17 protein-coding genes and 3 rRNA genes are annotated in these 24,402 nt (G+C 68.4%); 1 reads left to right on the top strand and 19 read right to left on the bottom strand.

The window, feature by feature from the left end; genetic code table 11:
• Positions 1 to 7: 7 nt before the first annotated feature.
• From GJQ66_RS02965 to GJQ66_RS02935, 8 genes are all read right to left on the bottom strand, one after another.
• Positions 8 to 574, bottom strand: coding sequence for an NUDIX domain-containing protein (locus GJQ66_RS02965; RefSeq protein ID WP_368732594.1), 567 nt, complete (start codon positions 572 to 574; stop codon positions 8 to 10).
• Positions 571 to 2,253, bottom strand: coding sequence for a CTP synthase (locus GJQ66_RS02960; protein WP_155047927.1), 1,683 nt, complete (start codon positions 2,251 to 2,253; stop codon positions 571 to 573). Before GJQ66_RS02960 ends, GJQ66_RS02965 begins: the two co-directional genes overlap by 4 nt.
• 87 nt (positions 2,254 to 2,340) lie before the next feature.
• Positions 2,341 to 4,029: a DNA repair protein RecN gene (gene recN / locus GJQ66_RS02955; protein ID WP_155047829.1), complete on the bottom strand. Its 1,689-nt coding sequence runs from the start codon at positions 4,027 to 4,029 to the stop codon at positions 2,341 to 2,343.
• On the bottom strand, positions 4,026 to 5,003 hold the full coding sequence (locus GJQ66_RS02950) for an NAD kinase (protein ID WP_155047828.1): 978 nt from the start codon (positions 5,001 to 5,003) through the stop codon (positions 4,026 to 4,028). The genes recN and GJQ66_RS02950 overlap by 4 nt, the downstream gene beginning before the upstream one ends.
• Positions 5,000 to 5,824: a TlyA family RNA methyltransferase gene (locus GJQ66_RS02945; RefSeq protein WP_368732593.1), complete on the bottom strand. Its 825-nt coding sequence runs from the start codon at positions 5,822 to 5,824 to the stop codon at positions 5,000 to 5,002. Before GJQ66_RS02945 ends, GJQ66_RS02950 begins: the two co-directional genes overlap by 4 nt.
• On the bottom strand, positions 5,821 to 5,961 hold the full coding sequence (locus tag GJQ66_RS14565) for a hypothetical protein (protein WP_166316596.1): 141 nt from the start codon (positions 5,959 to 5,961) through the stop codon (positions 5,821 to 5,823). Before GJQ66_RS14565 ends, GJQ66_RS02945 begins: the two co-directional genes overlap by 4 nt.
• Before the next feature lie 24 nt (positions 5,962 to 5,985).
• On the bottom strand, positions 5,986 to 7,023 hold the full coding sequence (locus GJQ66_RS02940) for an HAD-IIA family hydrolase (protein WP_155047826.1): 1,038 nt from the start codon (positions 7,021 to 7,023) through the stop codon (positions 5,986 to 5,988).
• Positions 7,007 to 8,254, bottom strand: coding sequence for a hypothetical protein (locus GJQ66_RS02935; protein WP_155047825.1), 1,248 nt, complete (start codon positions 8,252 to 8,254; stop codon positions 7,007 to 7,009). Before GJQ66_RS02935 ends, GJQ66_RS02940 begins: the two co-directional genes overlap by 17 nt.
• On the opposite strand from GJQ66_RS02935, the gene GJQ66_RS02930 reads away from it, so the two are divergent.
• Positions 8,180 to 9,235 carry a hypothetical protein gene (locus GJQ66_RS02930; RefSeq protein ID WP_155047824.1) on the top strand — a complete coding sequence of 352 codons (1,056 nt, stop codon included), beginning with the start codon at positions 8,180 to 8,182 and terminating at the stop codon, positions 9,233 to 9,235. The genes GJQ66_RS02935 and GJQ66_RS02930 overlap by 75 nt on opposite strands.
• Positions 9,236 to 9,460: 225 nt before the next feature.
• Here the strand turns inward: GJQ66_RS02930 and rrf are convergent.
• The 11 genes from rrf to argC form a co-directional block, all read right to left on the bottom strand.
• Positions 9,461 to 9,577 (bottom strand): 5S ribosomal RNA (gene rrf, locus GJQ66_RS02925).
• A 143-nt stretch (positions 9,578 to 9,720) separates the two neighbouring features.
• Positions 9,721 to 12,818 (bottom strand): 23S ribosomal RNA (locus tag GJQ66_RS02920).
• Between the two features lie 362 nt (positions 12,819 to 13,180).
• Positions 13,181 to 14,707: ribosomal RNA gene (locus GJQ66_RS02915) — 16S ribosomal RNA — on the bottom strand.
• The 16S, 23S and 5S rRNA genes sit together here, the layout of an rRNA operon.
• 569 nt (positions 14,708 to 15,276) lie before the next feature.
• The gene (tyrS, locus tag GJQ66_RS02910) at positions 15,277 to 16,578 is read right to left on the bottom strand and encodes a tyrosine--tRNA ligase (RefSeq protein ID WP_155047823.1); all 1,302 of its coding nucleotides are present in this window, start codon (positions 16,576 to 16,578) and stop codon (positions 15,277 to 15,279) included.
• 11 nt (positions 16,579 to 16,589) lie between these two features.
• Positions 16,590 to 18,035, bottom strand: a complete 1,446-nt coding sequence (argH, locus tag GJQ66_RS02905; protein ID WP_368732592.1) for an argininosuccinate lyase — start codon at positions 18,033 to 18,035, stop codon at positions 16,590 to 16,592.
• Positions 18,032 to 19,150 carry a heparan-alpha-glucosaminide N-acetyltransferase domain-containing protein gene (locus tag GJQ66_RS02900; protein WP_368732591.1) on the bottom strand — a complete coding sequence of 373 codons (1,119 nt, stop codon included), beginning with the start codon at positions 19,148 to 19,150 and terminating at the stop codon, positions 18,032 to 18,034. The genes argH and GJQ66_RS02900 overlap by 4 nt, the downstream gene beginning before the upstream one ends.
• Complete coding sequence (gene argF / locus GJQ66_RS02895) at positions 19,123 to 20,052, bottom strand: ornithine carbamoyltransferase (RefSeq protein WP_155047822.1); 930 nt, start codon at positions 20,050 to 20,052, stop codon at positions 19,123 to 19,125. The genes GJQ66_RS02900 and argF overlap by 28 nt, the downstream gene beginning before the upstream one ends.
• Positions 20,049 to 21,257, bottom strand: a complete 1,209-nt coding sequence (locus GJQ66_RS02890; RefSeq protein WP_155047821.1) for an acetylornithine transaminase — start codon at positions 21,255 to 21,257, stop codon at positions 20,049 to 20,051. Before GJQ66_RS02890 ends, argF begins: the two co-directional genes overlap by 4 nt.
• Positions 21,254 to 22,156, bottom strand: a complete 903-nt coding sequence (gene argB / locus GJQ66_RS02885) for an acetylglutamate kinase (RefSeq protein WP_155047820.1) — start codon at positions 22,154 to 22,156, stop codon at positions 21,254 to 21,256. Before argB ends, GJQ66_RS02890 begins: the two co-directional genes overlap by 4 nt.
• Entirely contained in the window at positions 22,153 to 23,310 is a 1,158-nt protein-coding gene (gene argJ / locus GJQ66_RS02880; RefSeq protein ID WP_155047819.1) for a bifunctional glutamate N-acetyltransferase/amino-acid acetyltransferase ArgJ, read from the bottom strand. Before argJ ends, argB begins: the two co-directional genes overlap by 4 nt.
• Entirely contained in the window at positions 23,307 to 24,350 is a 1,044-nt protein-coding gene (gene argC / locus GJQ66_RS02875) for an N-acetyl-gamma-glutamyl-phosphate reductase (protein WP_155047818.1), read from the bottom strand. The genes argJ and argC overlap by 4 nt, the downstream gene beginning before the upstream one ends.
• Positions 24,351 to 24,402: the final 52 nt, after the last annotated feature.

Raw genomic sequence — 24,402 nt, 5'->3', positions numbered from 1 at the left:
GCCTGTCTCAGGCGCCGAGCCGCCGGGCCGCGAGCAGGACGCCGATCGTCATGGCCGCGTTCGTCATGCGACCCTCCTCGATCGCGCGGACCGCGTCGCCGAGCGGGACCCACTCGGCGCGAATGTCGGCCTCCTCCGCGTCGCGCGCGAAGGACTCGGGCGCGGGCCCCACCCCCGTCGCGAGGAAGATCCGGATAAACTCGGTGGACCCGCCCGGCGACATCGCGAACGATCCGAGGTCCTCCCACGTGTCCGCCACGAGGTCGGCCTCCTCGGCCAGCTCGCGCTCGGCCGCGTCGCGCGGATCCTCCCCCGCGATGTCCAGCAGGCCGGCCGGGATCTCCCAGTCGCGCGTGCGGATGGGGTGCCGATACTGCTGGATCAGGAGGACCCGGCCGGCCGCGTCGACCGCGACGACCGCGACGGCCCCCGTGTGGTCGACGTAGTGCCGGACGAGCTCGCCCTCGCCGTATCGGAAGCGATCCTCCCGCACGTCCCACACGTGGCCGTCGAACACGACCTCGGAGGCGACGACCTCGGCGGGGCGCTCCTCGTCGCGCAGGGCGTTCGTCACTCCTCGACCTCGAACAGCTCGCTCGAACGGCTGCGCTCGAGCGCCGCGCCGATGAGGCCGCGGAAGAGCGGGTGCGCCTCGGTCGGGCGCGAGCGCAGCTCGGGGTGCGCCTGCGTGGCGATGTAGTAGGGGTGCGTGTCGCGCGGGAGCTCGACGAACTCGACCAGGTCGAGCTCCGTGTTGATGCCCGAGAACGACAGCCCGGCCGCGCCGATCTGCTCGCGGTAGGCGTTGTTGACCTCGTAGCGGTGGCGGTGGCGCTCCGTCACCTGCGTCGACGCGTACACCTCCGCGGCGATCGAGCCCTGCGCGAGGGTCGCGGGGTACAGGCCGAGGCGCATCGTGCCGCCGAGGTCGCCGCCGTCGAGGATCTCGACCTGTTCCGCCATCGTCGCGATGACGGGCGTCGCCGTCTCGGGGTCGAACTCGCTGGAGGACGCGCCCTCGATGCCGGCGACGTTCCGCGCGAACTCGATGACCATGCACTGGAGACCGAGGCACAGGCCGAGCGTGGGGATCCCCTGCTCGCGCGCAAACTTCAGCGCGCCGAGCTTGCCCTCGATCCCGCGGATCCCGAATCCGCCCGGCACGCAGATCCCGTCGAGGGAGCCGAGCTGCTCGGTCGCGCCCTCCTCGGTCTCGCACAGGTCCGAGGGGATCCAGCGGATGTTGACCTTGGTGTCGTGCGCGAAGCCGCCCGCCTTGATGGCCTCGGTCACCGACAGGTACGCGTCGGGCAGGTCGATGTACTTGCCGACGAGGCCGATCGTGACCTCGTGCTTCGGGTGGTGCACGGCGTCGAGCACGCGCTGCCAGCGCGACCAGTCCACCTCCCCGGCCTTGTCGAGGCCGAGCTTGCGGACGATGACGGCGTCGAGTCCCTGGCGGTTGAGCGTCGACGGGATGTCATAGATGCTCGGCAGGTCGACCGTGTTCACGACGGCGTCGGACTCGACGTCGCACATGAGGGCGATCTTGTTCATGTTCTGCTCGGTCACGGGCCGGTCGCTGCGAAGCACGAGCGCGTCGGGCTGGATGCCGACCTGACGTAGCGCCGCCACCGAGTGCTGCGTCGGCTTCGTTTTCTGCTCGCCCGAGGCGCCCATGAACGGCACGAGCGAGACGTGCACGAAGAACACGTTGTCGCGGCCGAGCTCGTGGCGGATCTGGCGGGCCGACTCGAGGAACGGCTGCGACTCGATGTCGCCGACGGTGCCACCCACCTCGGTGATGATGACGTCGGGCTTCGGGTCATCCTCCGCCTGCAGGCGCATGCGGCGCTTGATCTCGTCGGTGATGTGCGGGATGACCTGCACGGTGTCGCCGAGGTACTCGCCGCGGCGCTCGCGCTCGATCACCTTCGAGTAGATCTGCCCCGTCGTGACGTTCGCCGCCTGCGAGAGGTTGATGTCGAGGAAGCGCTCGTAGTGCCCGATGTCGAGGTCGGTCTCGGCGCCGTCGTCCGTGACGAACACCTCGCCGTGCTGGAACGGGTTCATGGTGCCCGGATCCACGTTCAGATACGGATCCAGCTTCTGCATGACCACGTGCAGGCCGCGGGCCGTGAGGAGGTTGCCCAGGCTGGCCGCCGTGAGCCCCTTACCCAAAGAGGAAACGACACCGCCCGTCACGAAGATGTGCTTGGTGGTGTCGCTCGTCGCCGCGTCAGAAGTCTGCATCACGGGCTTCAATCCTAACGCCGTTTGTCGGTTTCCGCGTGGGCGCGCCGCCTCGCGGCGCTGGGAATGGACTGAGCACGAGCATACTCACGGCCGGGCGGCGAGCGACAGCAGCTCGCGGGCGTGGGTGAGCGCCGCGTCGCTGTCGGCCATCCCGGACAGCAGCCGCGCCATCTCGGCCTCGCGCGCGTCGCCCTCGAGGCGCGTCACACTCGAGGCGGTGATGGATCCGTCGCTCGACTTCACGACGTTGAGGTGGTTGTTCGCGAACGCCGCGACCTGCGCGAGGTGCGTCACGGCGATGACCTGCGACGACTCGGCGAGGCGGGCGAGGCGCCGCCCCACCTCGATCGCGGCCGCGCCGCCGATGCCCGCGTCGACCTCGTCGAAGATGAACGTCGGCACGGGATCCGTCTGCGCGACGACGACCTCGATCGCGAGCATGACGCGGCTCAGCTCGCCGCCCGAGGCGCCCTTCGCGACGGGCCGGGGATCCGCCCCGGGGTGGGGCGCGAGCAGGAAGGCGATCTCGTCGTGCCCGTGCGCCGACTCCGAGCCGGGCGAGACGTCGACGACGAGCCGCGCGTCGGGCATCGCGAGCGCGTGCAGCTCGGCGGTCGCCGCCTCGCCGAGCGCCTCCGCCGCCGCGCGCCGGGCGGCGGTCAGGGCGCCCGCGGCCCGGTCGAGCGCCTCGCGCGCCGCGTCGCCGTCCTGCCGGAGGCGCTCGACGCGCTCGCCGTCGTCGTCGAGCTCCGCGAGGCGAGCCGATCCCGTGTCCTGGAGCGCGATGGCCTCGTCGAGGGATCCGTGGCGACGCGCGAGGGCGGCGAGCGCGGCGCGGCGCTCCTCGACGGCCGCCAGCTCCTGGGGGCCCTCCTCGTCGAGGTCGGCGAGATAGCTCGAAAGCTCGACGGCCGCGTCGCTCGCGCGATAGACGAGGTCGGCGAGCTGCTCGCGCACCCGCGCGAGGGCCGGGTCGGCCGCGCGCTCGAGCGCCCGGGTCGCGTCCGCGAGCAGCGCCCCGACGTCGGGCGCGCCCTCCTCGCTCGAGAGGGCCTCGCGGGCCGCGAGCGCCGCCTCCCGTAGCTCCTCGGCGTTCGCGAGGCGCTCGGCCCGCGCGGCCACCCGCTGGTCCTCGCCCGGCTCGGGCGCGACAGCCTCGATCTCCGCGAGCTCCTCGCGCAGGCGCTCGGCCTCGCCCCGGCGCTGGTCGCGTTCGTCGACGAGGCGGGAGAGCTCGCGCTGGATCGCGCCCCACGCGGCGTGCGCCTCGCGGTACGCGGCGAGCGCGCCGCCGACCGCGTCGCCCCCGAAGCGGTCGAGCGCGTCGCGCTGCGCGGCCTTCGACGTCAGGCGCAGCTGGTCCGACTGCCCGTGGACCGCCACGAGCTGCGCGGCGAGATCGACGAGGACGCCGGCCGGTGCGGCGCGGCCACCGACGGCCGCGCGGCTGCGACCCTCGGCCTGAATCGTGCGCGACAGGTACAGCTCGCTGCGCCCGTCGCCGACCGGCTCGAGGTCGCCACCCGCCTCGTGGACGCGGCCGGCCGCCGGACCGTCCGCCTCGACGTTCCAGATGCCCTCGACGACCGCCTGCGCGGCGCCCGAGCGCACGGTGCCGCTGTCGGCGCGCTGCCCCATGAGGAGCCCCAGGCCCGTGACCACCATCGTCTTTCCCGCGCCGGTCTCGCCCGTGACGGCCGTGAATCCGGGCCCCATGGGCAGCGTCGCGTCGGCGATCACGCCGAGGTCCTTGAGGCGCACCTGTTCGATCATTGCGCGGCCCCCTCGCGGTCGGCGGTCGTGGCGGACGGGATGATGCTGACGGCCTCCGTCATCATCGTGCCGGTGGGGCCGCGCCAGCCGTGGACGGGGAGCTGGAACTTGCGCACGAGGCGATCGGTGAAGGCCGCGTGGTGCAGCCTGGCGAGCCGCACGGGCTCCTCGGATCGCCGGATCGACACACGCGCGCCCACCGGCAGCGGGTGGGACCGCCGACCGTCGCACCAGAGGATGCCCGAGGCGAGGCCGCCGGCCTGCACCTCGACCGCGACCGCGTGGTCTGGGCCCACGACGAGGGGGCGCGCGAACAGCGCGTGCGCCGACAGCGGCACGACGGCGATCGCCTCGACGGTCGGCCAGATCACCGGGCCGCCCGCCGAGAAGCTGTAGGCGGTGGATCCGGTCGGCGTCGCGACGACGCACCCGTCCGCCCCGAACGTCGACAGCGGCCGGCCGTCGATCTCGATGACGAGTTCGATCATGCGCTCGCGCGCGTCCTTCTCGATGGACGCCTCGTTCAGCGCCCACGTCTCGTAGGCGATCTCGCCCGACTTGTCGCGCACCTTCACGCTGAGCGCGAGGCGCTCCTCCACGTCGAAATCGCCCGCGAGGACGCGGTGCACGGCGTCGTCCATGTCGTCGCGCTCGATCTCCGCGAGGAAGCCGACGTGGCCCATGTTGATGCCGAGGATCGGCGCGGTGCCCCCGCGCACGAGCTCGGCGGCGCGCAGGATCGTGCCGTCGCCCCCCAGCGAGATGGCGACCGCGACGTCGTCCGGCGAGACGTCGTCGCCGAGCACCGCGACGTCGGCGAACCCCGGCGCGATACCCGCGAGCGCCGCACGATCCTCGGCAGCGAAGACGGGGCGCGCGCCCTGGTCTCGGATGATCGACACGATGCGCGCGGCCGCCTGAACCGTGTCGTCCCGGTGCGCGTGGGCCACGATCAGGATGTTGTGCGCGTTCATCGTCCCCCAGTCGATTCGGGTGCGTCGGGCGTCGCCGCGAGGCGGGCGAGATCGTCCTCCCATTGTGTCGGATCCGCTCCCCCGCGGCGCGCGAAGTGCACAAGGAACTCCGCGTTGCCGTGGGTGCCGACCAGCGGGCTCCGCGTCATCCCGCGCGCGCGCAGGCCGACGGCGTCCGCCGCCCGGAGGACGCCGCGAATGGCGTCGGCGCGCAGCCGCGGATCCGCCACGATGCCGCCCGAGACGCGGGTGCGTCCGACCTCGAACTGCGGCTTGACGAGCAGCACGATGTCCGCCGCCGGATCCGCGACCTCGGCGACGGCGGGCAGCACGTGGGCCAGGGAGATGAAGGACAGATCGCCCGTCACGACGCTCGGCGCGCCCGCGACGCCGCTCGCGGCGGCGAGCGACTCGCGGGTCATGTGGCGCACGTTGAAGCCCTCGACGACGCGCACGCCCGGATCCGCCGCGACCGCGGGCGCGATCTGCCCGTGCCCCACGTCGACCGCGAGCACCGGATCCGCGCCGCGCTCGCGGAGCACCTGGGTGAAGCCGCCCGTCGAGGCCCCCATGTCGAGCGCCGCACGCCCGTCGACGTCGACGGAGAACGCGTCGAGCGCGGCCACGAGCTTGTGCGCCGCACGCGAGACGTACCGATCGGCGTCGACGGCGATCTGCGCGGTATCGTCCACGCGCGCCGAGGCCTTGGTGGCCGCCGCGCCGTCGACGACGACGCGCCCCTCGGCGATGAGGCGGGCGGCGTGCGTGCGCGACCGGGCGAGCCCCCGCGCCGCGAGCGCCGCGTCGAGCCGCGCACTCACGCGCCGGGCGACTTCTCGAGCGCGCGGCTGAGCTCGTCGTGCAGCGACCGGTAGGCCTCGGCGCGCTCGGAGAGCGGCTGGCTCTCGATCACCCGCAGGCGCCCGAGCAGGTTCTCGTCGAGGCTGTCGTCGGTCATCCCCCCACGATACGTCCCGGGCCCCTACGGGCGGTGGAACGTGTCGCGGTAGAGGCGCTCCGGCACGTCGAAGCCGAAGATCTGTCGGCCTGTCGCCCAGATCGCGTGGGCGCCCGCGCGCACGAGGTCGATGTCCCGCGAGCCCTCCGAGAGGATCTCCACCCGCGGCCCGTCGATGCGCACGCGCGCGTCGCCCACCTGGGTGATGTCGCGCTTGCGCACCACTTCGGGGTACGGCTCGAACAGCTCGCGCAGATCCCCGACGATGTAGGTCGGGCGCGCGTGCTCGGGCGCGGCCAGAACGTGCTTGGGGCGATCGATGCCCGTCAGCACGAGGGCGGAGTCCATGCCGGCGGCCTGGGCGCCCTGGATGTCGGTGTCCAGGCGGTCTCCGAGGAAGAGCGGCTGGGCGGCGCCGAAGCGCGCCGTCGCGGCGTGGAAGATCGGTGCCTGTGGCTTGCCCGCGACGGTCGCGAGCCGGCCGACCGCGGTGTGCACGGCCGACACGAGCGTGCCGTTGCCCGGCGCGATCCCGCGCTCACGCGGGATCGTCCAGTCGGTGTTCGTGGCGATCCAGGGGATACCCCCGTCCTCCTCGGGGAGCGCCAGCGCGAACGCCGCCTCCGCGAGGTCGGTCCAGGCGACGTCGGGGTTGAACCCCTGCACGACGGCGGCGGGCGCATCGTCCGCGCTTCGCGTCACGACGTACCCCGCCTTCTCGAGCTCGACGACGAGGCCCTCGCCGCCGACGACGAGGATCGTCGCGCCCGGATCCACGCGCTCCGCGAGGAGCGACACGGCCGCCTGCGGGCTGGTGACGACGTCCTCCGGCGCGGTGCCGAGGCCGAAGTCGGCCAGGTGCTGCGCGACCGAGGCATCGGTGCGCGAGGCATTGTTCGTGATGTACCCGAGGCGGATCCCGTCAGCGGCCGCCCGATTCAGGCTCTCGACCGCGTGCGGGATGGCACCGGGGCCGGCGTATACGACGCCGTCAAGGTCGGCGAGCAGCACGTCCACCCCGTCGAGCGGCGTGCGCGTCGTGCGCTTAGAAAAGAGCGCCATCGGGGCGGTCCTCCTCGTCCGACGCGTTGCCCTGATCGGTCGTCGTGCCGGCGGCGTCCGCACCGTCACCGTCTGCCGCGTCGTCGTCCGCAGGATCGGCGCTCTCCGGCTCGGTGACGCCCGAACCATCGACCTCCGACGAAACGCCCTCCGAGGCAGCGCCCTCCGAAGCAACGTCCTCCGAAGCAACGTCCTCCGACTCGGCGGCACCCTCCGAAGCGTCACCGTCTACCGCATCGACGTCGGAAGCAACGACGTCCGCAGCGTTGTCGTCCACGATGCCAGCGTCGGCCAGGATCTCGGCGACCTCGTCCTCGATGGACATGTCGTCGACCGCGGGCGCGTCCGCGGGAACCTCGACGTCCTGCGCCTCCGGCTCGGGGGCGTCCGTGGGCGACCCCGCGGCCTCGGGCGCGGCGGATTCCTCCGCCACGTCGACGGGCTCAGCGGAATCCGCTGCACCGAGCTCGGCGTCGCTCTCGGCGAGCGACCCGTCCGCATCGGCATCCGCGGAAGCTGCATCTACCGCCACACCATCAGAATCGTCGGCCGCGCCGTCGCGCTGCTCCGCGCCAACCGACTCGTCGCCCGAACCTACCGGCCGCGCCTCGTCGACCGCGTCGACGGGCTCGTCGGCGTCCGCGCCGTCGACGGAGCCCGGCGCGTCGAATTCGATCTCGTGGATCTCGACGGTGTCGTCCTCGGCGAGCTTCGACAGGATCGCGTCCTCCGCGATCGACGCGCGGCGCGCCCACTCGTCGGCCTCGTCCGTGCGCCCGAGGTCCTCGAGCACGGCGGCGCGCGCGGCGAAGAGCCCGGCGCTCCACTCGAAGGCGCGGTTCGGGTCGTCCTCGGGGATGTCCAACTCGTGGAGCGCGAGCTCCGTCTGGCCCAGGTCCAGACGCGCACCCGACATAGCGATCGCCAGCTCCACGCGCTGCGAGACCTCGAGCGACGCGCGGTCCGCCGCACGCCCCTCCTCCAGAGCCTTGTCGGCACGTCCGACGCCCCGCTCGCTGTCCACGATCATCGCCACGTGGTCGTTACGACCCGTGATGCGGCGCACCGTGCGCAGCTCGCGCAGGGCGAGCGCGAAATCTCCCGTCGCGTAGGCGGTCACCGCGAGCGTCTCGCGGGCCACAGCGACGCGCCCGGCGTGGCGCATCGCCGCCTGCGCGTGCTCGTGCGCGAGCTGCGGGTCGTCGTCGATCGCGCGAGCGGCCATCGCCATGTGCCGCGCCACGCGCTCGGCGTTCTCCGCGCTCAGCGTCTTCAGCTCGTTGCGCGCGGACGGCGCGAGGTCCTTCGGAGTGATGTCGTCCGGCAGCGGCGGATCCGGGATGCGGTCCTGCTGCGGCGGACGCGAGTTCTCCCGCTCGTCGCGGTAGCCGACTTCGCGGCGGTCATCGCGCCCGCGGTACCCGCCCTCACGACGGTCTCCGGTCGAACGGGCTCCACCGTCGCGGCGGTCATCGCGCCCGCGATACCCGCCGTCCCGACGGTCGCCCGACGAGCGGGACCCACCGGCGCGGCGATCATCGCGCCCGCGGTAGCCCCCGGCACTCCGGTCCTCGCGTCCGCGGTAGCCACCCTCGCGACGCTCGCCACCGGCACGGTAGCCACCCTCGCGACGGTCGCCCGTCGAACGCGGACCGCCGTCGCGACGGTCACCACCCGGACGGTATCCGCCGTCGCGGCGGTCGTCGCGTCCACGGTAGCCACCGTCGCGGCGATCGCCACCAGTACGGTAGCCGCCACCCGTAGAGCGCTGCCCGCCGTCGCGACGGTCGTCGCGTCCACGGTAGCCACCATCGCGGCGATCGCCACCAGCACGGTAGCCACCCTCGCGACGGTCACCCGTCGAGCGCTGCCCGCCGTCGCGACGGTCGCCCGTCGAACGCGGCCCCCCGTCTCGACGGTCATCCCGTCCGCGGTAGCCGCTGTCTCGACGGTCATCCCGTCCACGGTAACCGCCCTCGCGACGGTCGCCCGCCGAGCGCGGCCCACCGTCACGACGGTCGTCACGTCCGCGGTAACCGCCTTCACGACGATCGCCACCAGCACGGTACCCGCCCTCGCGACGGTCGCCCGTCGAACGTCGCCCACCGTCACGGCGATCGTCGCGCCCGCGGTACCCGCCATCACGACGGTCATTGCGCCCGCGGTACCCGCCCTGGCGGCGATCGTCACGGCGACCCCCACGGTCGCGTGAGGAATCTCCGGAGCGGGGAGGGCGTCCACGACCAGCGTCGCCGCCGGCGCGGCCGGAGCCGCTATCGGTGTTGTCGTCGGTGGCCATGTCCACTCCCCTGTTCAGCCCGCGCGAAAGCCCCGCGCAGACGGTATTCGTTCTCTAATTCCTCGCCCCGAGCATAAACCGGGGCCATAACGCACGAAAGGGCCGCCCAGCGTTGGGCGGCCCTTTCGACCAAGTGAAGTCCGGCGGCGACCTACTCTCCCACACCGTCCCCGGTGCAGTACCATCGGCGCTGAGAGGCTTAGCTTCCGGGTTCGGAATGAGACCGGGCGTTTCCCTCTCGCTATAACCACCGAAACACCTACCAACCACACACCCCAAAAGGCGCGGGTAAACCTGTGTTTCAACAGCACAACACTGTTTACTTATCACCAGCCCCCAGAGCACAACCGTACCCTGAGAACCACAAAGTGGACGCGAACAACATCAAAAGACGAAGTGTTATCAAGTCATCGGCTTATTAGTACCAGTCAGCTACACGCATTACTGCGCTTCCACATCTGGCCTATCAACCCAGTAGTCTGCTGGGAGCCTCTCCACCCGAAGGTGATGGAAGTCTCATCTTGAGGCCGGCTTCCCGCTTAGATGCTTTCAGCGGTTATCCATCCCGAACGTAGCCAACCAGCGATGCTCCTGGCGGAACAACTGGCACACCAGAGGTTCGTCCAACCCGGTCCTCTCGTACTAGGGTCAGATCCTCTCAAACTTCCTACGCGCGCAGCGGATAGGGACCGAACTGTCTCACGACGTTCTAAACCCAGCTCGCGTACCGCTTTAATGGGCGAACAGCCCAACCCTTGGGACCTACTCCAGCCCCAGGATGCGACGAGCCGACATCGAGGTGCCAAACCATGCCGTCGATATGGACTCTTGGGCAAGATCAGCCTGTTATCCCCGAGGTACCTTTTATCCGTTGAGCGACAGCGCTTCCACAAGCCACTGCCGGATCACTAGTCCCGACTTTCGTCCCTGCTCGACCTGTCAGTCTCACAGTCAAGCTCCCTTGTGCACTTACACTCGCCACCTGATTGCCAACCAGGTTGAGGGAACCTTTGGGCGCCTCCGTTACTCTTTGGGAGGCAACCGCCCCAGTTAAACTACCCACCAGGCACTGTCCCTGAACCGGATCACGGTCCGAAGTTAGATATCCCGAGTGACCAGAGTGGTATTTCAACAACGACTCCACAACCACTAGCGTGATCGCTTCACAGTCTCCCACCTATCCTACACAAGCCACACAGAACACCAATACCAAGCTGTAGTAAAGGTCACGGGGTCTTTCCGTCCTGCTGCGCGTAACGAGCATCTTTACTCGTAATGCAATTTCGCCGAGTTCGTGGTTGAGACAGTTGGGGAATCGTTACGCCATTCGTGCAGGTCGGAACTTACCCGACAAGGAATTTCGCTACCTTAGGATGGTTATAGTTACCACCGCCGTTTACCGGGGCTTAAATTCAGAGCTTCACCCGAGGGTTAACCCTTCCTCTTAACCTTCCGGCACCGGGCAGGCGTCAGTCCGTATACATCGTCTTGCAACTTCGCACGGACCTGTGTTTTTAATAAACAGTCGTTCCCCACTGGTCTCTGCGGCCCACACACCCTTTCGAAAGCAAGTTTCTATAAGTGCTGGGCGCCCCTTCTCCCGAAGTTACGGGGCCATTTTGCCGAGTTCCTTAACCACGATTATCTCGATCTCCTTAGTATTCTCTACCTGACCACCTGAGTCGGTTTGGGGTACGGGCAGCTAGAACCTCGCGTCGATGCTTTTCTCGGCAGCATAGGATCACCCACTTGATACGCATCACGTCTCAGCCACATGAACCACGGATTTGCCTATGGTTCGGCCTACACGCTTACACTGGACACCATCTGCCAGCTGGGCTACCTTCCTGCGTCACACCTGTTAATACGCTAACCGCACCAGCATGGGGTCGTGCGCTAGGCCACCCGGTGCCACCCGAAGGTGACGATGGATGGATTCGGGCACTTAGCACCACTGGATTAGCTTGGGCGGTTCTTCGCCGGTACGGGAATATCAACCCGTTGTCCATCGACTACGCCTGTCGGCCTCGCCTTAGGTCCCGACTTACCCAGGGAAGATTAGCTTGACCCTGGAACCCTTGGTCTTCCGGAGGACGTGTTTCTCACACGTCATTCGCTACTCATGCCTGCATTCTCACTCGTGTGCCATCCACGGCTGGATCACTCCGCCGCTTCACCCGGCACACGACGCTCTCCTACCCATCAACACGACTGAACCACGAAGGCTTGTCGATAGTGTCAATGCCACAACTTCGGTGGCGTGCTTGAGCCCCGCTACATTGTCGGCGCGGAATCACTTGACCAGTGAGCTATTACGCACTCTTTCAAGGGTGGCTGCTTCTAAGCCAACCTCCTGGTTGTCTAAGCAACTCCACATCCTTTCCCACTTAGCACGCGCTTAGGGACCTTAGATGGTGGTCTGGGTTGTTTCCCTCTCGACGATGAAGCTTATCCCCCACCGTCTCACTGCTGCGCTCTCACTTACCGGCATTCGGAGTTTGGCTGACGTCAGTAACCTGTTGGGGCCCATCGGCCATCCAGTAGCTCTACCTCCGGCAAGAAACACGCAACGCTGCACCTAAATGCATTTCGGAGAGAACCAGCTATCACGAAGTTTGATTGGCCTTTCACCCCTATCCACAGCTCATCCCCTCAGTTTTCAACCTAAGTGGGTTCGGCCCTCCACGACGTCTTACCGTCGCTTCAGCCTGGCCATGGATAGATCACTTCGCTTCGGGTCTAGGACACGCGACTGAATCGCCCTATTCAGACTCGCTTTCGCTACGGCTACCCCACCCGGGTTAACCTCGCCACGTATCACTAACTCGCAGGCTCATTCTTCAAAAGGCACGCCGTCACCCCAACAAGGAGGCTCCGACGGTTTGTAAGCAAACGGTTTCAGGTACTATTTCACTCCCCTCCCGGGGTACTTTTCACCTTTCCCTCACGGTACTTGTCCGCTATCGGTCATCTGGGAGTATTTAGGCTTATCAGGTGGTCCTGACAGATTCACACGGGATTTCACGGGCCCCGTGCTACTTGGGATACACACCACCGCAGAACACGCATGTCGACTACGAGACTGGCACTCTCTCTGGTCCGGCTTTCAAACCGATTCGTCTATACGCTTCTGTACGGCCACCACAACGGCAGTCATGATAGGCATGTCCCACAACCCCGCACGTGCAACGCCTGCCGGCTCTCACACACGCACGGTTTAGCCTCATCCGCTTTCGCTCGCCACTACTCACGGAATCACTGTTGTTTTCTCTTCCTGTGGGTACTGAGATGTTTCACTTCCCCACGTTCCCTCAACCCGCCCTATACATTCAGGCGGGAGTCACCAGAACACAAAAGCGTCTGGCGGGGTTTCCCCATTCGGAAATCCTCGGATCACAGCCCGCTTATCGGCTCCCCAAGGCTTATCGCAGATTGCTACGTCCTTCTTCGGCTCCAGATGCCAAGGCATCCACCGTTTGCTCTTAAAGACTTGAAATCACATGAGCCACAAACAGAAAAAATCTATTCATGTTCGCTTCTTTAAGATGCTCGCGTCCACTGTGTAGTTCTCAAAGTACGGGTGCACCCCACCCACACACCCCAAAAGGAGCATGCAGCATGAGGGCAGAAAACCCAGTCACCAAAAGGCGGCTGAGCCTTCAGGACCCAACAACGTGCATAGCCCGACCAGCCCCACGATCCGCTTTCCCATCACCGAAGCGACGTACTCACAAACCACAGCACCAATCAGGCTCTTGTCAAATGTTCCACCCATGAGCTACCCGCTCCGAACATTCGCCGGAGAACGGGCTCTCTGAACAACCACCCCAAAGAATAATTGCCATCGAAGCTCCTTAGAAAGGAGGTGATCCAGCCGCACCTTCCGGTACGGCTACCTTGTTACGACTTAGTCCTAATTACCGATCCCACCTTCGACAGCTCCCTCCCAAAAGGGTTAGGCCACCGGCTTCAGGTGTTACCGACTTTCATGACTTGACGGGCGGTGTGTACAAGACCCGGGAACGTATTCACCGCAGCGTTGCTGATCTGCGATTACTAGCGACTCCGACTTCATGAGGTCGAGTTGCAGACCTCAATCCGAACTGGGACCGGCTTTTTGGGATTCGCTCCACCTCACGGTATCGCCGCCCATTGTACCGGCCATTGTAGCATGCGTGAAGCCCAAGACATAAGGGGCATGATGATTTGACGTCATCCCCACCTTCCTCCGAGTTGACCCCGGCAGTATCCCATGAGTTCCCACCATTACGTGCTGGCAACATAGAACGAGGGTTGCGCTCGTTGCGGGACTTAACCCAACATCTCACGACACGAGCTGACGACAACCATGCACCACCTGTATACCGACCACAAGGGGGGATCTGTCTCCAGACCTTTCCGGTATATGTCAAGCCTTGGTAAGGTTCTTCGCGTTGCATCGAATTAATCCGCATGCTCCGCCGCTTGTGCGGGTCCCCGTCAATTCCTTTGAGTTTTAGCCTTGCGGCCGTACTCCCCAGGCGGGGAACTTAATGCGTTAGCTGCGTCACGGAGACCGTGGAAAGGCCCCCACAACTAGTTCCCAACGTTTACGGAGTGGACTACCAGGGTATCTAAGCCTGTTTGCTCCCCACTCTTTCGCTCCTCAGCGTCAGTTACGGCCCAGAGATCTGCCTTCGCCATCGGTGTTCCTCCTGATATCTGCGCATTCCACCGCTACACCAGGAATTCCAATCTCCCCTACCGCACTCTAGTCTGCCCGTACCCACTGCAGGCTGGAGGTTGAGCCTCCAGTTTTCACAGCAGACGCGACAAACCGCCTACGAGCTCTTTACGCCCAATAATTCCGGATAACGCTTGCGCCCTACGTATTACCGCGGCTGCTGGCACGTAGTTAGCCGGCGCTTTTTCTGCAGGTACCGTCACCCGAAGGCTTCTTCCCTACTAAAAGAGGTTTACAACCCGAAGGCCGTCATCCCTCACGCGGCGTTGCTGCATCAGGCTTGCGCCCATTGTGCAATATTCCCCACTGCTGCCTCCCGTAGGAGTCTGGGCCGTGTCTCAGTCCCAGTGTGGCCGGTCACCCTCTCAGGCCGGCTACCCGTCGACGCCTTGGTGAGCCATTACCTCACCAACAAGCTGATAGGCCGCGAGCCCCTCCCGAACCGAAAAATCTTTCCCACCGCAGAAGATGCCTTCGCGGTGCATATCCGGTATTAGCAGCTGTTTCCAACTGTTATCCCAAAGTTCGGGGCAGGTTGCTCACGTGTTACTCACCCGTTCGCCACTAATCCACTCCAGCAAGCTGGAGCTTCATCGTTCGACTTGCATGTGTTAAGCACGCCGCCAGCGTTCATCCTGAGCCAGGATCAAACTCTCCAAAAAGAAAAAATGCATAACCACACGGGAAAACGTGTGACCAGCGAGTTTGAAACTGACCAATGTGATGTCATCTGACATCAAATGATCCAAAGGAATTCTCAAACACCCCACAAAGAGGTGCCGAGGATAATTTGGCATTTGACAAGTGCACGCTGTTGAGTTCTCAAGGATCAGACGCACCCGGCCCTCAGCCTCCCAGCTGAGCCCTCCGGGGCAACTTCTCTATCTTATCAGTCCGAATCTCACTGTCAAATCCGACACGCCGTAACCCGAAAGCCACAACCCGCCACACCCGACCAGGAAGACAAGCCACAAACCTACCCACCCGAACCTGAGCCCGAACTGAGAAGAAATGTGATGTTCGTCACACGACCTGGGGCGAAGGAACCTTCCGGCTCAACCTCACCGCTTGGCGGCGACAAGTGAATACATTACGCGGACGTAAACCCCGTGCCAACTCCCGCCCACACCCGGGCGTGTCGCACGGGCTGTGCCGGGTCGATTCCCCCGGAAAAACGCGGGACCCCGCACCTCGAGGAGAGGTGCGGGGTCCCGCGTGGCGACGCCGGGCCTTACGCGACAAAGACGCCGGCGAGGGCCTTCTTGCCGCGCCGGAGCACGGACACGCCTCCCGGCAGCGCGCCCGACACCCGCGCGTCCTCGGCATCCACCTTCACGCCGTCGAGCGAGACGCCGCCCTGCTTGATCGCGCGACGCGCCTCGGAGACGGAGGCGACGAGCCCTGTCTGGACGAGCGCGTCGATGATCGATGCCCCCGTGGCGAGCGTCGCGTTCGGCAGCTCGCCGAGCGCTGCGGCGAGCGTGCCGGCGTCCAGGGAGGCGAGGTCGCCGCGGCCGAAGAGGGCCTCGGTGGCCGCGATGGCCTGCGCCGTCTTGTCCGGGCCGTGCACGGTAGTGGTCACCTCGAGCGCGAGGCGCTTCTGCGCTGCGCGGCGGAAGGGCTCGTCCGCGACCCGTCGGGCGTACTCCCCGATCTCGTCGCGACCAAGGAACGTGAAGACCTTCAACCGGTCGATCACGTCCCGGTCGTCCGTATTGAGCCAGAACTGATACATCGCGTAGGGGCTGCACATCTCGGCGTCGAGCCAGATCGCGTTACCCTCGCTCTTACCGAACTTCGTGCCGTCGCTGTTGGTGATGAGCGGGGTGCCGAACGCGTGCACGGACGCGCCCTCGACCCGGTGGATGAGATCCGTGCCGCTCGTGAGGTTGCCCCACTGATCGGATCCGCCCGTCTGGAGCACACACCCGTACTGCCGGAAGAGCTCGAGGTAGTCGAGCCCCTGCAGCACCTGGTAGCTGAACTCGGTGAAGCTGATGCCCGCGTCCGAGTTCAGGCGCGCGCTCACGGCGTCCTTCTTGAGCATCGTGCCCACGCGGAAGTGCTTCCCGATCTCGCGGAGAAAGTCGATCGCCGACAGCGGCGCCGTCCAGTCGAGGTTGTTGACCATCCGGGCGGCGTTGTCGCCCTCGAAGCTCAGGAGCTTCTCGATCTGAGCGCGCAGCTTGGTCACCCATTCCGCGACAGTCTCGGGAGTGTTGAGCGTGCGCTCGGCGGTCGGGCGCGGGTCGCCCACGAGGCCCGTGGATCCGCCCACCAGCCCCAGCGGGCGGTGGCCGGCGAGCTGGAGCCGTCGCATCGTGAGCAGCTGCACGAGGTTGCCGAGGTGCAGGCTGGGCGCCGTCGGATCGAACCCGCAGTAATAGACGATCGGCTCCCCGTCGAGGAGCTCTCGCAGAGCATCGGCGTCGGTCGAAACGTGCACGAGGCCGCGCCAGACAAGCTCATCCCACAGGGTGTCGAAGGTGGGATCGTTCGCCTCGGCGGCAACGCGGGCCGCGGGTGATGTCATGAGAGCCGATCCTACTCGCCGAGAAGCGCCTGGAACGCCGTGCGGGCGCGGTGGGTGAGCTCCCCCCGCTGCTCCGCCACGCGCTCGGGGGCGGTGCCGCCGACGCCGGAGCGCGAGGCCACGGATCCCTCGATCGTGAGGACCTCGCGCACGCCCGGGGTCAGGTGCGCGGAGACCTCGGAAAGGAGCGCGTCGTCGGCGCCCTCGAGCCCGATGCCGCGCGCCTCGCAGGCCCGCACCAGCGCGCCGGAGATCTCGTGCGCCTCGCGGAAGGGCACGCCCTGCTTCACGAGCCACTCCGCGACGTCGGTCGCGAGCGAGAAGCCCTCGGGGGCGAGGGCCGCCATGCGCTCCGTGTGGAACACGAGCGTCTGCACCATGCCCGTGAAGGCGGGGAGGACGAGCTCGAGCGTGTCGACCGAGTCGAACACCGGCTCCTTGTCCTCCTGGAGGTCGCGGTTGTAGGCCAGCGGGAGAGCCTTGAGCGTCGCGAGCAGCCCCGACAGGTTGCCGATCAGGCGGCCCGCCTTGCCGCGGGCCAGCTCGGCGATGTCCGGGTTCTTCTTCTGCGGCATGATGCTCGAGCCGGTCGAGTAGCCGTCGTCGAGCGTGACGAAATCGAACTCGCGCGTGTTCCAGAGGATGATCTCCTCCGCGAAGCGCGACAGGTCGATGCCGATCTGGGCGGCGATGAAGGCAAACTCCGCCACGACGTCGCGCGACGCGGTGGCGTCCATCGAGTTCTCCGCGGGGCGATCGAGGCCGAGCTCCCGCGCCACGAGCGCCGGGTCGAGGCCGAGGGTCGACCCGGCGAGGGCGCCGCCGCCGTACGGCGAGGCTCCCGCGCGCACGCGCCAGTCTCGCAGGCGCTCGAGGTCGCGCACGAGCGGCCAGGCGTGCGCCTGCAGGTGGTGCGCGAGGAGCACGGGCTGCGCGTGCTGCAGGTGCGTGCGGCCCGGAAGGATCGCGTCTGGGTGCGCCTCCGCCTGCGACACGAGCGCGTCGATGAGCTGCAGCACCTCGCGCGCGATGACCGCGCCGTGGTCGATGAGGTACATCCGCACGAAGGTCGCGATCTGGTCGTTCCGGCTGCGGCCCGCGCGAAGGCGTCCCCCCAGCTCGGATCCGACCTCGTCGAGCAGGAGCTGCTCCATCGCGCCGTGCACGTCCTCGTCGCCCGGCCGCGGGCGCACCTCGCCCGAGGCGACCTTCTCCGCGAGGCGGTCCAGACCCGCGTGCATCTCGCGCGCGTCCTCCGGCGTCAGGTACCCGGCGGCCTCCAGGGCGGTGGCGTGCGCGTGGGATCCGCGGATGTCGTACGCCGCCAGCTTCCAGTCGAAATGCGTCGACCGGCTGAGGGCCTCGAGCGCCGCGCTCGGGCCCGACGCGAATCGGCCGCCCCAGAGGGCGCCCTCGTTCGTGCCGTGCGGGGTGGTCTCGGGGTCTTCGCTGCTCACGCGCCCAGCCTATCGCCGCGCGGCATCGCGCCCGGAACGACCGTCCGCGCCACCCACGCGATCCCGGCCTCCAGCGGTCCCTTGCCCACGAGCGCCGCCCACGCGGAGCACGCCGCCAGCGTCGCGAGGGACAACGGCCAGAAGGGCTCGGCGGCCCGGAACCCCGCGAGCGCGCCCAGGTCTCCGCCGCCCGTCGCCGCGATCCACACGGCCCAGACGACCAGCTGCGCGGCGTAGGCCGACAGCGGCATGGATCCGACCGCGCGCAGGGGCCAGACGAGGACGCGGACCGGGGTCCGGCACACGAGCACGCACGCGCCCACGATCGCGATCGCGAGGCCGCCGGATCCGATCATCTCCCCCATCCCGGTCGAGTGCGGCGCGCCGTCGAACGCCGGCGAGAGCGGGAGAAGCCGCGGGACCAGGCCGAAGCCGAGGATCGCGGCTCCGGATCCGATGCACAGCGCGGCAGCCGCGGTCGAGAGGCGCGAGAGGTCCGCGCGGCCGAGCGCCATCCCGGCCGCGACGAACGCGATCCACGCGACGAAGGGGTAGTGCCACCCGAGCGCATCCGCGAGCGCCGCGCCCTCCGGGCCCGACCAGATCGGCCACGCGTCGATCGCGGCCACCGCGAACGGCCCGACCACCGCGACGGCCCCGGCGAGCGCGGCCAACGCCCAGACCGGCAGGCCGAGCAGCGGCAGCGCGAGAAGGAACAGGATCCCGTACGCCGGCAGGATCACGTAGACGGGCGTCCCCAGCGCCATGAGCGCGAGCCCCACGAGGAAGATGCAGACGGCCCGGACCGCGATGCGGGCGCGTGCGGTACCGAGTGCCATCCCCGTCAGGGGCGCGGCGCCGCCGGACACGAGCGCGAGGCTCAGCCCCGCGAGGGTCGCGAACAGGATCGAGGAGTTGCCGTTGACCACCGCGTTCCAGGAGGCGGGGTCTCCGGCGTCGAACGAGGTCGCCGTGACGACCACGTGCGCGGCGAACATGCCGAACACGGCGAGCCCACGCGCCAGATCGACGCCGGGCTCGCGTCCCGCGCCGCCGAGCCGTGCCCGGCGGCGCGGTGCGATGGTCGCTACGCCGCCTGCTGACGCAGCAGCCACACCAACAGCGCCTTCTGCGCGTGCAGGCGGTTCTCCGCCTCGTCCCAGATCACGCTCTGCGGGCCGTCGATGACCTCGGCGTCGACCTCGTATCCGCGGTCGGCCGGCAGGCAGTGGATGAACATCGCGTCGGGCTGGGCCAGCTGCATCAGCTCGGTCGTGACCTTGTAACCGCCGAGGTCGCGGAGCCGCTCGAGCTTCTCCTCCTCCTTACCCATCGACACCCACGTGTCGGTGACCATGACGTCGGCGCCCGCGGCCGCCTCGTTGACGTCGGTGAGGAGGGTCACGGATCCGCCCGTGGTCTTCGCGATCTCGTCGGCGTCCGCGATGACGTCGGCGCGCGGCGCGTAGTCGGCGGGGCTCGCGACGCGCACGTGCATGCCGGCCATGACGCCGGCGATGACGTAGGAGTGCGCCATGTTCGACTTCCCGTCGCCGAAGAACGACATCGTCAGCCCCTGCGTGGCGCCCTTGTGCTCGCGGATCGTCAGGAGGTCCGCGAGCAGCTGGCACGGGTGGAAGTCGTCGCTGAGGGCGTTCACGACCGGGACGGTCGTGTTCGCGGCCATCTGCTCGAGCCCCTCCTGCGCGTAGGTGCGCCACACGATCGCCGAGACCTGACGCTCGAGCACGCGAGCCGTGTCGGCCGGGGTCTCCTTGCCGCCGAGCTGGCTGCTCGCGGTCGTGATGATCAGCGGGGATCCGCCGAGGTCCGCGATTCCCACCGCGAACGACACGCGCGTCCGGGTCGAGGACTTGTCGAAGATCACCGCGACGGTCTGCGGTCCGGCCAGCGGCTTCTCGCGCCACCTGTCGGCCTTGAGTTCGGCGGCCAGGTCGAGAATCTCGGCCTGCTCCGCGGGCGTGATGCTGTCATCGCGCAGGAAGTGACGCGTCATGCGGGGGTCTCCACTTTCGAGGTGTCGGCGACGGTCGCGAGCGCGCGCCCGAAGAGATCGAGGAACTCGGCGATCTCCGCGTCGCCGACCGTGTAGGCGGGTGCGACGCGGATCACGTCGGCGGTCGGCGCGTTCACGATAAGGCCGAGCCGCAGGGCCTCGGCCGCGACGTCCGCGGCCACGGGCGCGGCGAGCGTGATGCCGACGAGCAGACCCGCGCCGCGCGTGCCCGTGACGAGCGGCAGGTCCGCCACGCCCGCCCGAATCTCCGCGCCGCGGCCGCGCACGTTGGCGAGCAGGCCCTCGTCCTCGATGTGCCCGAGGACGGCGTTCGCTACGGCGCTCGCGAGCGGGTTCCCGCCGAACGTCGAGTTGTGCGTGCCGGGGTAGAAGAGCTCGCTCGCGGCCCCGAACGTCACGAGCGCGCCGAGCGGGAACCCGCCCGCGACGCCCTTGGCGACCGTCACCGCGTCCGGGGTGACGCCCGCGGCCTGGAACGCGAACCACTCCCCCGTGCGCCCGGATCCGGTCTGCACCTCGTCGAGGATGAGCAGCGCGTCGTGCTCCGTCGCCAGCTCCCGTGCCCGGGCGAGGAAGCCCGAGGGCAGCTCGACGACGCCCGCCTCGCCCTGGATCGGCTCGATGAAGATCGCCGCGACGCCGCCCTCGGCAAACGCGGCCTCGAGCGCCTCGATCGAGTGCGCGACGGGCCGGGCGCCCGGCATGAGCGGGGCGAACGGATCCTGGTACGCGGCCTTCGGCGTGAGGGCGAGCGCGCCCGTCGAGCGGCCGTGGAAGGCGCCCTCGAGGCACAGAATGGTCTCGGCTCCGCGGCCCCGCCCGTGCAGGCGCGCGAGCTTGATGGCGGTCTCGTTGGCCTCCGTGCCCGAGTTCGCGAGGAACACGCGCCCCGCCTCGCCCGTGCCGGCCAGGCGCTTCAGCCGCGCGGCGAGCTCCAGCTGCTGCGGCGTCGCGAAGTAGTTCGACACGTGCGAGAGGGTCCCCGCCTGGCGCGAGACCGCCTCGACGAAGACGGGATGCGCGTGACCGAGGCTGTTCACCGCGATCCCGCCGAGGAAGTCGAGAAAGCGCGTGCCCTCGTCGTCCCACACGTGGGATCCGTCGCCCCGCACGAGGTTCGCGAGGCGCCCCCCGAGGCTCATCAGGTCGCGGCCCGCGGCCTGGTTCCATTCCGTCTGGCTCATGCCACGACCTCCGTTCCGATTCCGTTGCTGGTGAAGAGTTCGACGAGCACCGAGTGCGGCACGCGGCCGTCGATGATCGATGCCTTCTCGACGCCGCCGTCGACGGCGTCGAGGCAGGCCTGCATCTTGGGGATCATGCCCGACTCGAGCCGGGGCATGAGGTCGCGCAGCTCCGCCGACGTCAGGTGGGACACGAGCGAATCGCGATTCGGCCAGTCGGCGTACAGGCCCGGCACGTCCGTGAGAATGACGAGCTTCTTCGCTCCGAGCGCGCGAGCCAGGGCGCTCGCCGCCGCGTCCGCGTTGATGTTGAGCGTGTGCCCGGGGTTGTCGAGGTCCGGCGCCACCCCCGCGACCACGGGGATCCGGTCCGCGCGCAGGTGATCCAGCACCGGGGTCGGATCCACCTCCTCCACGTTTCCGACGCGGCCGAGGCTCTCTTCGACACCGTCGATGACGACGCCCCGCCGGCGGCCGCCAAAGAGCGCCGCGTCCTCGCCCGACAGCCCGACGGCGAACGGGCCGTGCGAATTAATCTTCGCGACGAGCTGCGGGTTGATCTGGCCCGTGAGCACCATACGAACGACCGAGATCGCCTCGGTCGACGTCACGCGGTACCCGCCCTTGAACTCGCTCGGGATCGCGAGCCGATCGAGCATGTTCGAGATCTGCGGGCCTCCGCCGTGCACGACCACGGGCTTGATGCCGACGTAGCGCAGGTAGGCGATGTCCTCGGCGAACGCCTCCTGGAGCTCCTCCGAGATCATGGCGTTGCCGCCGTACTTCACGACGACGATCTGGTCGCGGTATTGCTTGAGCCACGGGAGCGACTCGATGAGGGTGGACGCCTTGAACTCGGCTTCCTCGGGGCTCGTCTGCTGCAGATCGATCGGTGTCATGAGGAATAGGCGCTGTTCTCGTGCACGTAGGCGTGGGTGAGGTCGTTGGTCATGATCGTGGCGGCGTCGGACCCCACGCGCAGGTCGATGAGCACGTGGGTGTCGCGCGGCGCAAGGTCGACCTCGTCGCGGGGGCGGTCCGGGCCGCCCTGCGTGCAGACGCGGACCCCGTTGATCGTGACGTCGACGTCGTACGGGTCGAACTCCGCGTCCGTCGTCCCGATCGCGGCCAGCACGCGCCCCCAGTTCGGGTCGTTGCCGAAGATCGCCGTCTTGAAGAGGTTGTTGCGCGCGACCGACCGGCCGACGACGACCGCGTCGTCCTCGGACGCGGCTCCCACCACCTCGATCCGGATGTCGTGCGAGGCGCCCTCCGCGTCGCGCATGAGCTGCGCGGCGAGGTCGAGGCACAGCGCCTGCAGCTCCTCCCCAAACGCCGCCGGATCCGGCACGATCCCCGTCGCGCCCGACGCGAGGAGGGTGACCTGGTCGTTCGTCGACATCGCGCCGTCGGAGTCGAGGCGATCGAACGTCGTCCGCGTCGCGGCGCGGAGCTGTGCATCGGCCGCCTCCGGCGTGAGGTCCGCGTCGGTCGTGAGGACGACGAGCATCGTCGCGAGGCCGGGCGCGAGCATGCCGGCGCCCTTCGCGATCCCGCCGATCGTCCAGCCGTCGCGGGCGCGCACCGCCGTCTTCGGGACGGTGTCCGTCGTCATGATGGCCGCCGCGGCGCGCTCCCCGCCGTCGGCCGCAAGCGCGGCGATGGCCCGCTCGGTGCCGTCGAGCACGCGGGCCCGGAAGGTCTCGTCGCCCGTGCCGATGAGCCCGGTCGAGCACACCAGCACGTCGATGGCGCCGATTCCGAGCAGCTCTGCGGCCCGCTCGGCGGTCTGGTGCGTCGTTTGGAAGCCGAAGGATCCCGTGAAGCAGTTGGCGCCGCCCGAGTTCAGTACGATCGCCCGGGCCGCCCCGTCGGAGATCGCTTGCTTCGACCACATGATGGGGTTCGCCTGCGCCCGGTTCGAGGTGAACACGGCGGCCGCCGTGTCGCGCGGCCCGCGGTTGACGATCACCGCCACGTCGGGCTTGCCCGTGCTCTTGAGGCCAGCGGAAACGCCCGCCGCCTCGAAGCCCTGCGGTGCGGTCACGCTCATGGCGCTACTCCGTTCGTCGTCAGCGCCCGCCCCTCCGGCAGGCCGAGCGCGATGTTCATCGACTGGATCGCGGCTCCCGCCGTGCCCTTGGTCAGGTTGTCCACGGCCGCCACGACGATCACGCGGTTCGCCGCGCGATCGACGGCAAGGCCGAGAAGCGCGGTGTTCGCCCCGATCACATCCGCCGTGCGCGGCATCTGGCCCGCCGGGAGGAGCTGCACGAATTCCTCCTCGCCGTACGCCGCCTCCCACGCACCGCGGATCTCCGCGTCGGTCACGCCGGGCGCGATGGGCGCCGAGGAGGTCGCGAGAATGCCCCGCGACATCGGCACGATGACCGGTGTGAACGAGATGCGCGGATCCGCCGCTCCCGCCGCGCGCAGCGCCTGCTGAATCTCCGGGATGTGGCGATGCGTGCCGCCGACCGCGTAGGGATTCGCCGTGCCGAGGATCTCGGATCCCAACAGGTGCGGCTTGAGGCTCTTGCCCGCGCCCGACGGGCCGACGGCGAGCACGCTGACGATGTCGGTCGCGTCGATGACGCGCGCGGCAGCGCCCGGGGCCATGCTGAGCGCGACGGTCGACGCGTTGCAGCCCGGGGCCGCGATGCGCGTGGCGCCGACGAGCGCGTCGCGCTGGCGGCCGCCGGCCGTGACCAGCTCGGGCACGCCGTACGTCCAGGGCTCGTGGAAGGCCCCGCCGTAGAAGGCGTCCCAGTCGGCACGCGACGTGAGGCGGTGGTCGGCCCCCGCGTCGATGACGAGCCCCGCGCCTGCGAGCGCGTCGGTGTACTGGCCGGACTGGCCGTGCGGCAACGCGAGGAACACGATGTCGTGGCCCGCGAGCGTCTCGGGGGTCGTGGGCTGGAGCTCGAGCTGCCGGAGCGAGCGCAGGTGCGGCTGGTGCAGTGCCAGCGGATCCCCCGCGCTGGAGTGCGCCGTGACCGTGCGAATCTCGACGTCGGGGTGCGCGGCGAGCAGTCTGAGAATCTCGCCGCCCGCATAGCCGGAGGCGCCGGAGACGGCAACCGAATACGTCATGACTTCTACCTTAGGGTTCGTGAGCGATGGGGCCTACGACGGCGGACCGCTC

This window comes from Microbacterium sp. ZXX196, from assembly GCF_009709595.1.
GTDB lineage: Bacteria > Actinomycetota > Actinomycetes > Actinomycetales > Microbacteriaceae > Microbacterium > Microbacterium excoecariae.
Note: the sequence above shows the minus strand (reverse complement) of the source record. Positions and strands in the feature narration are given on the sequence as shown.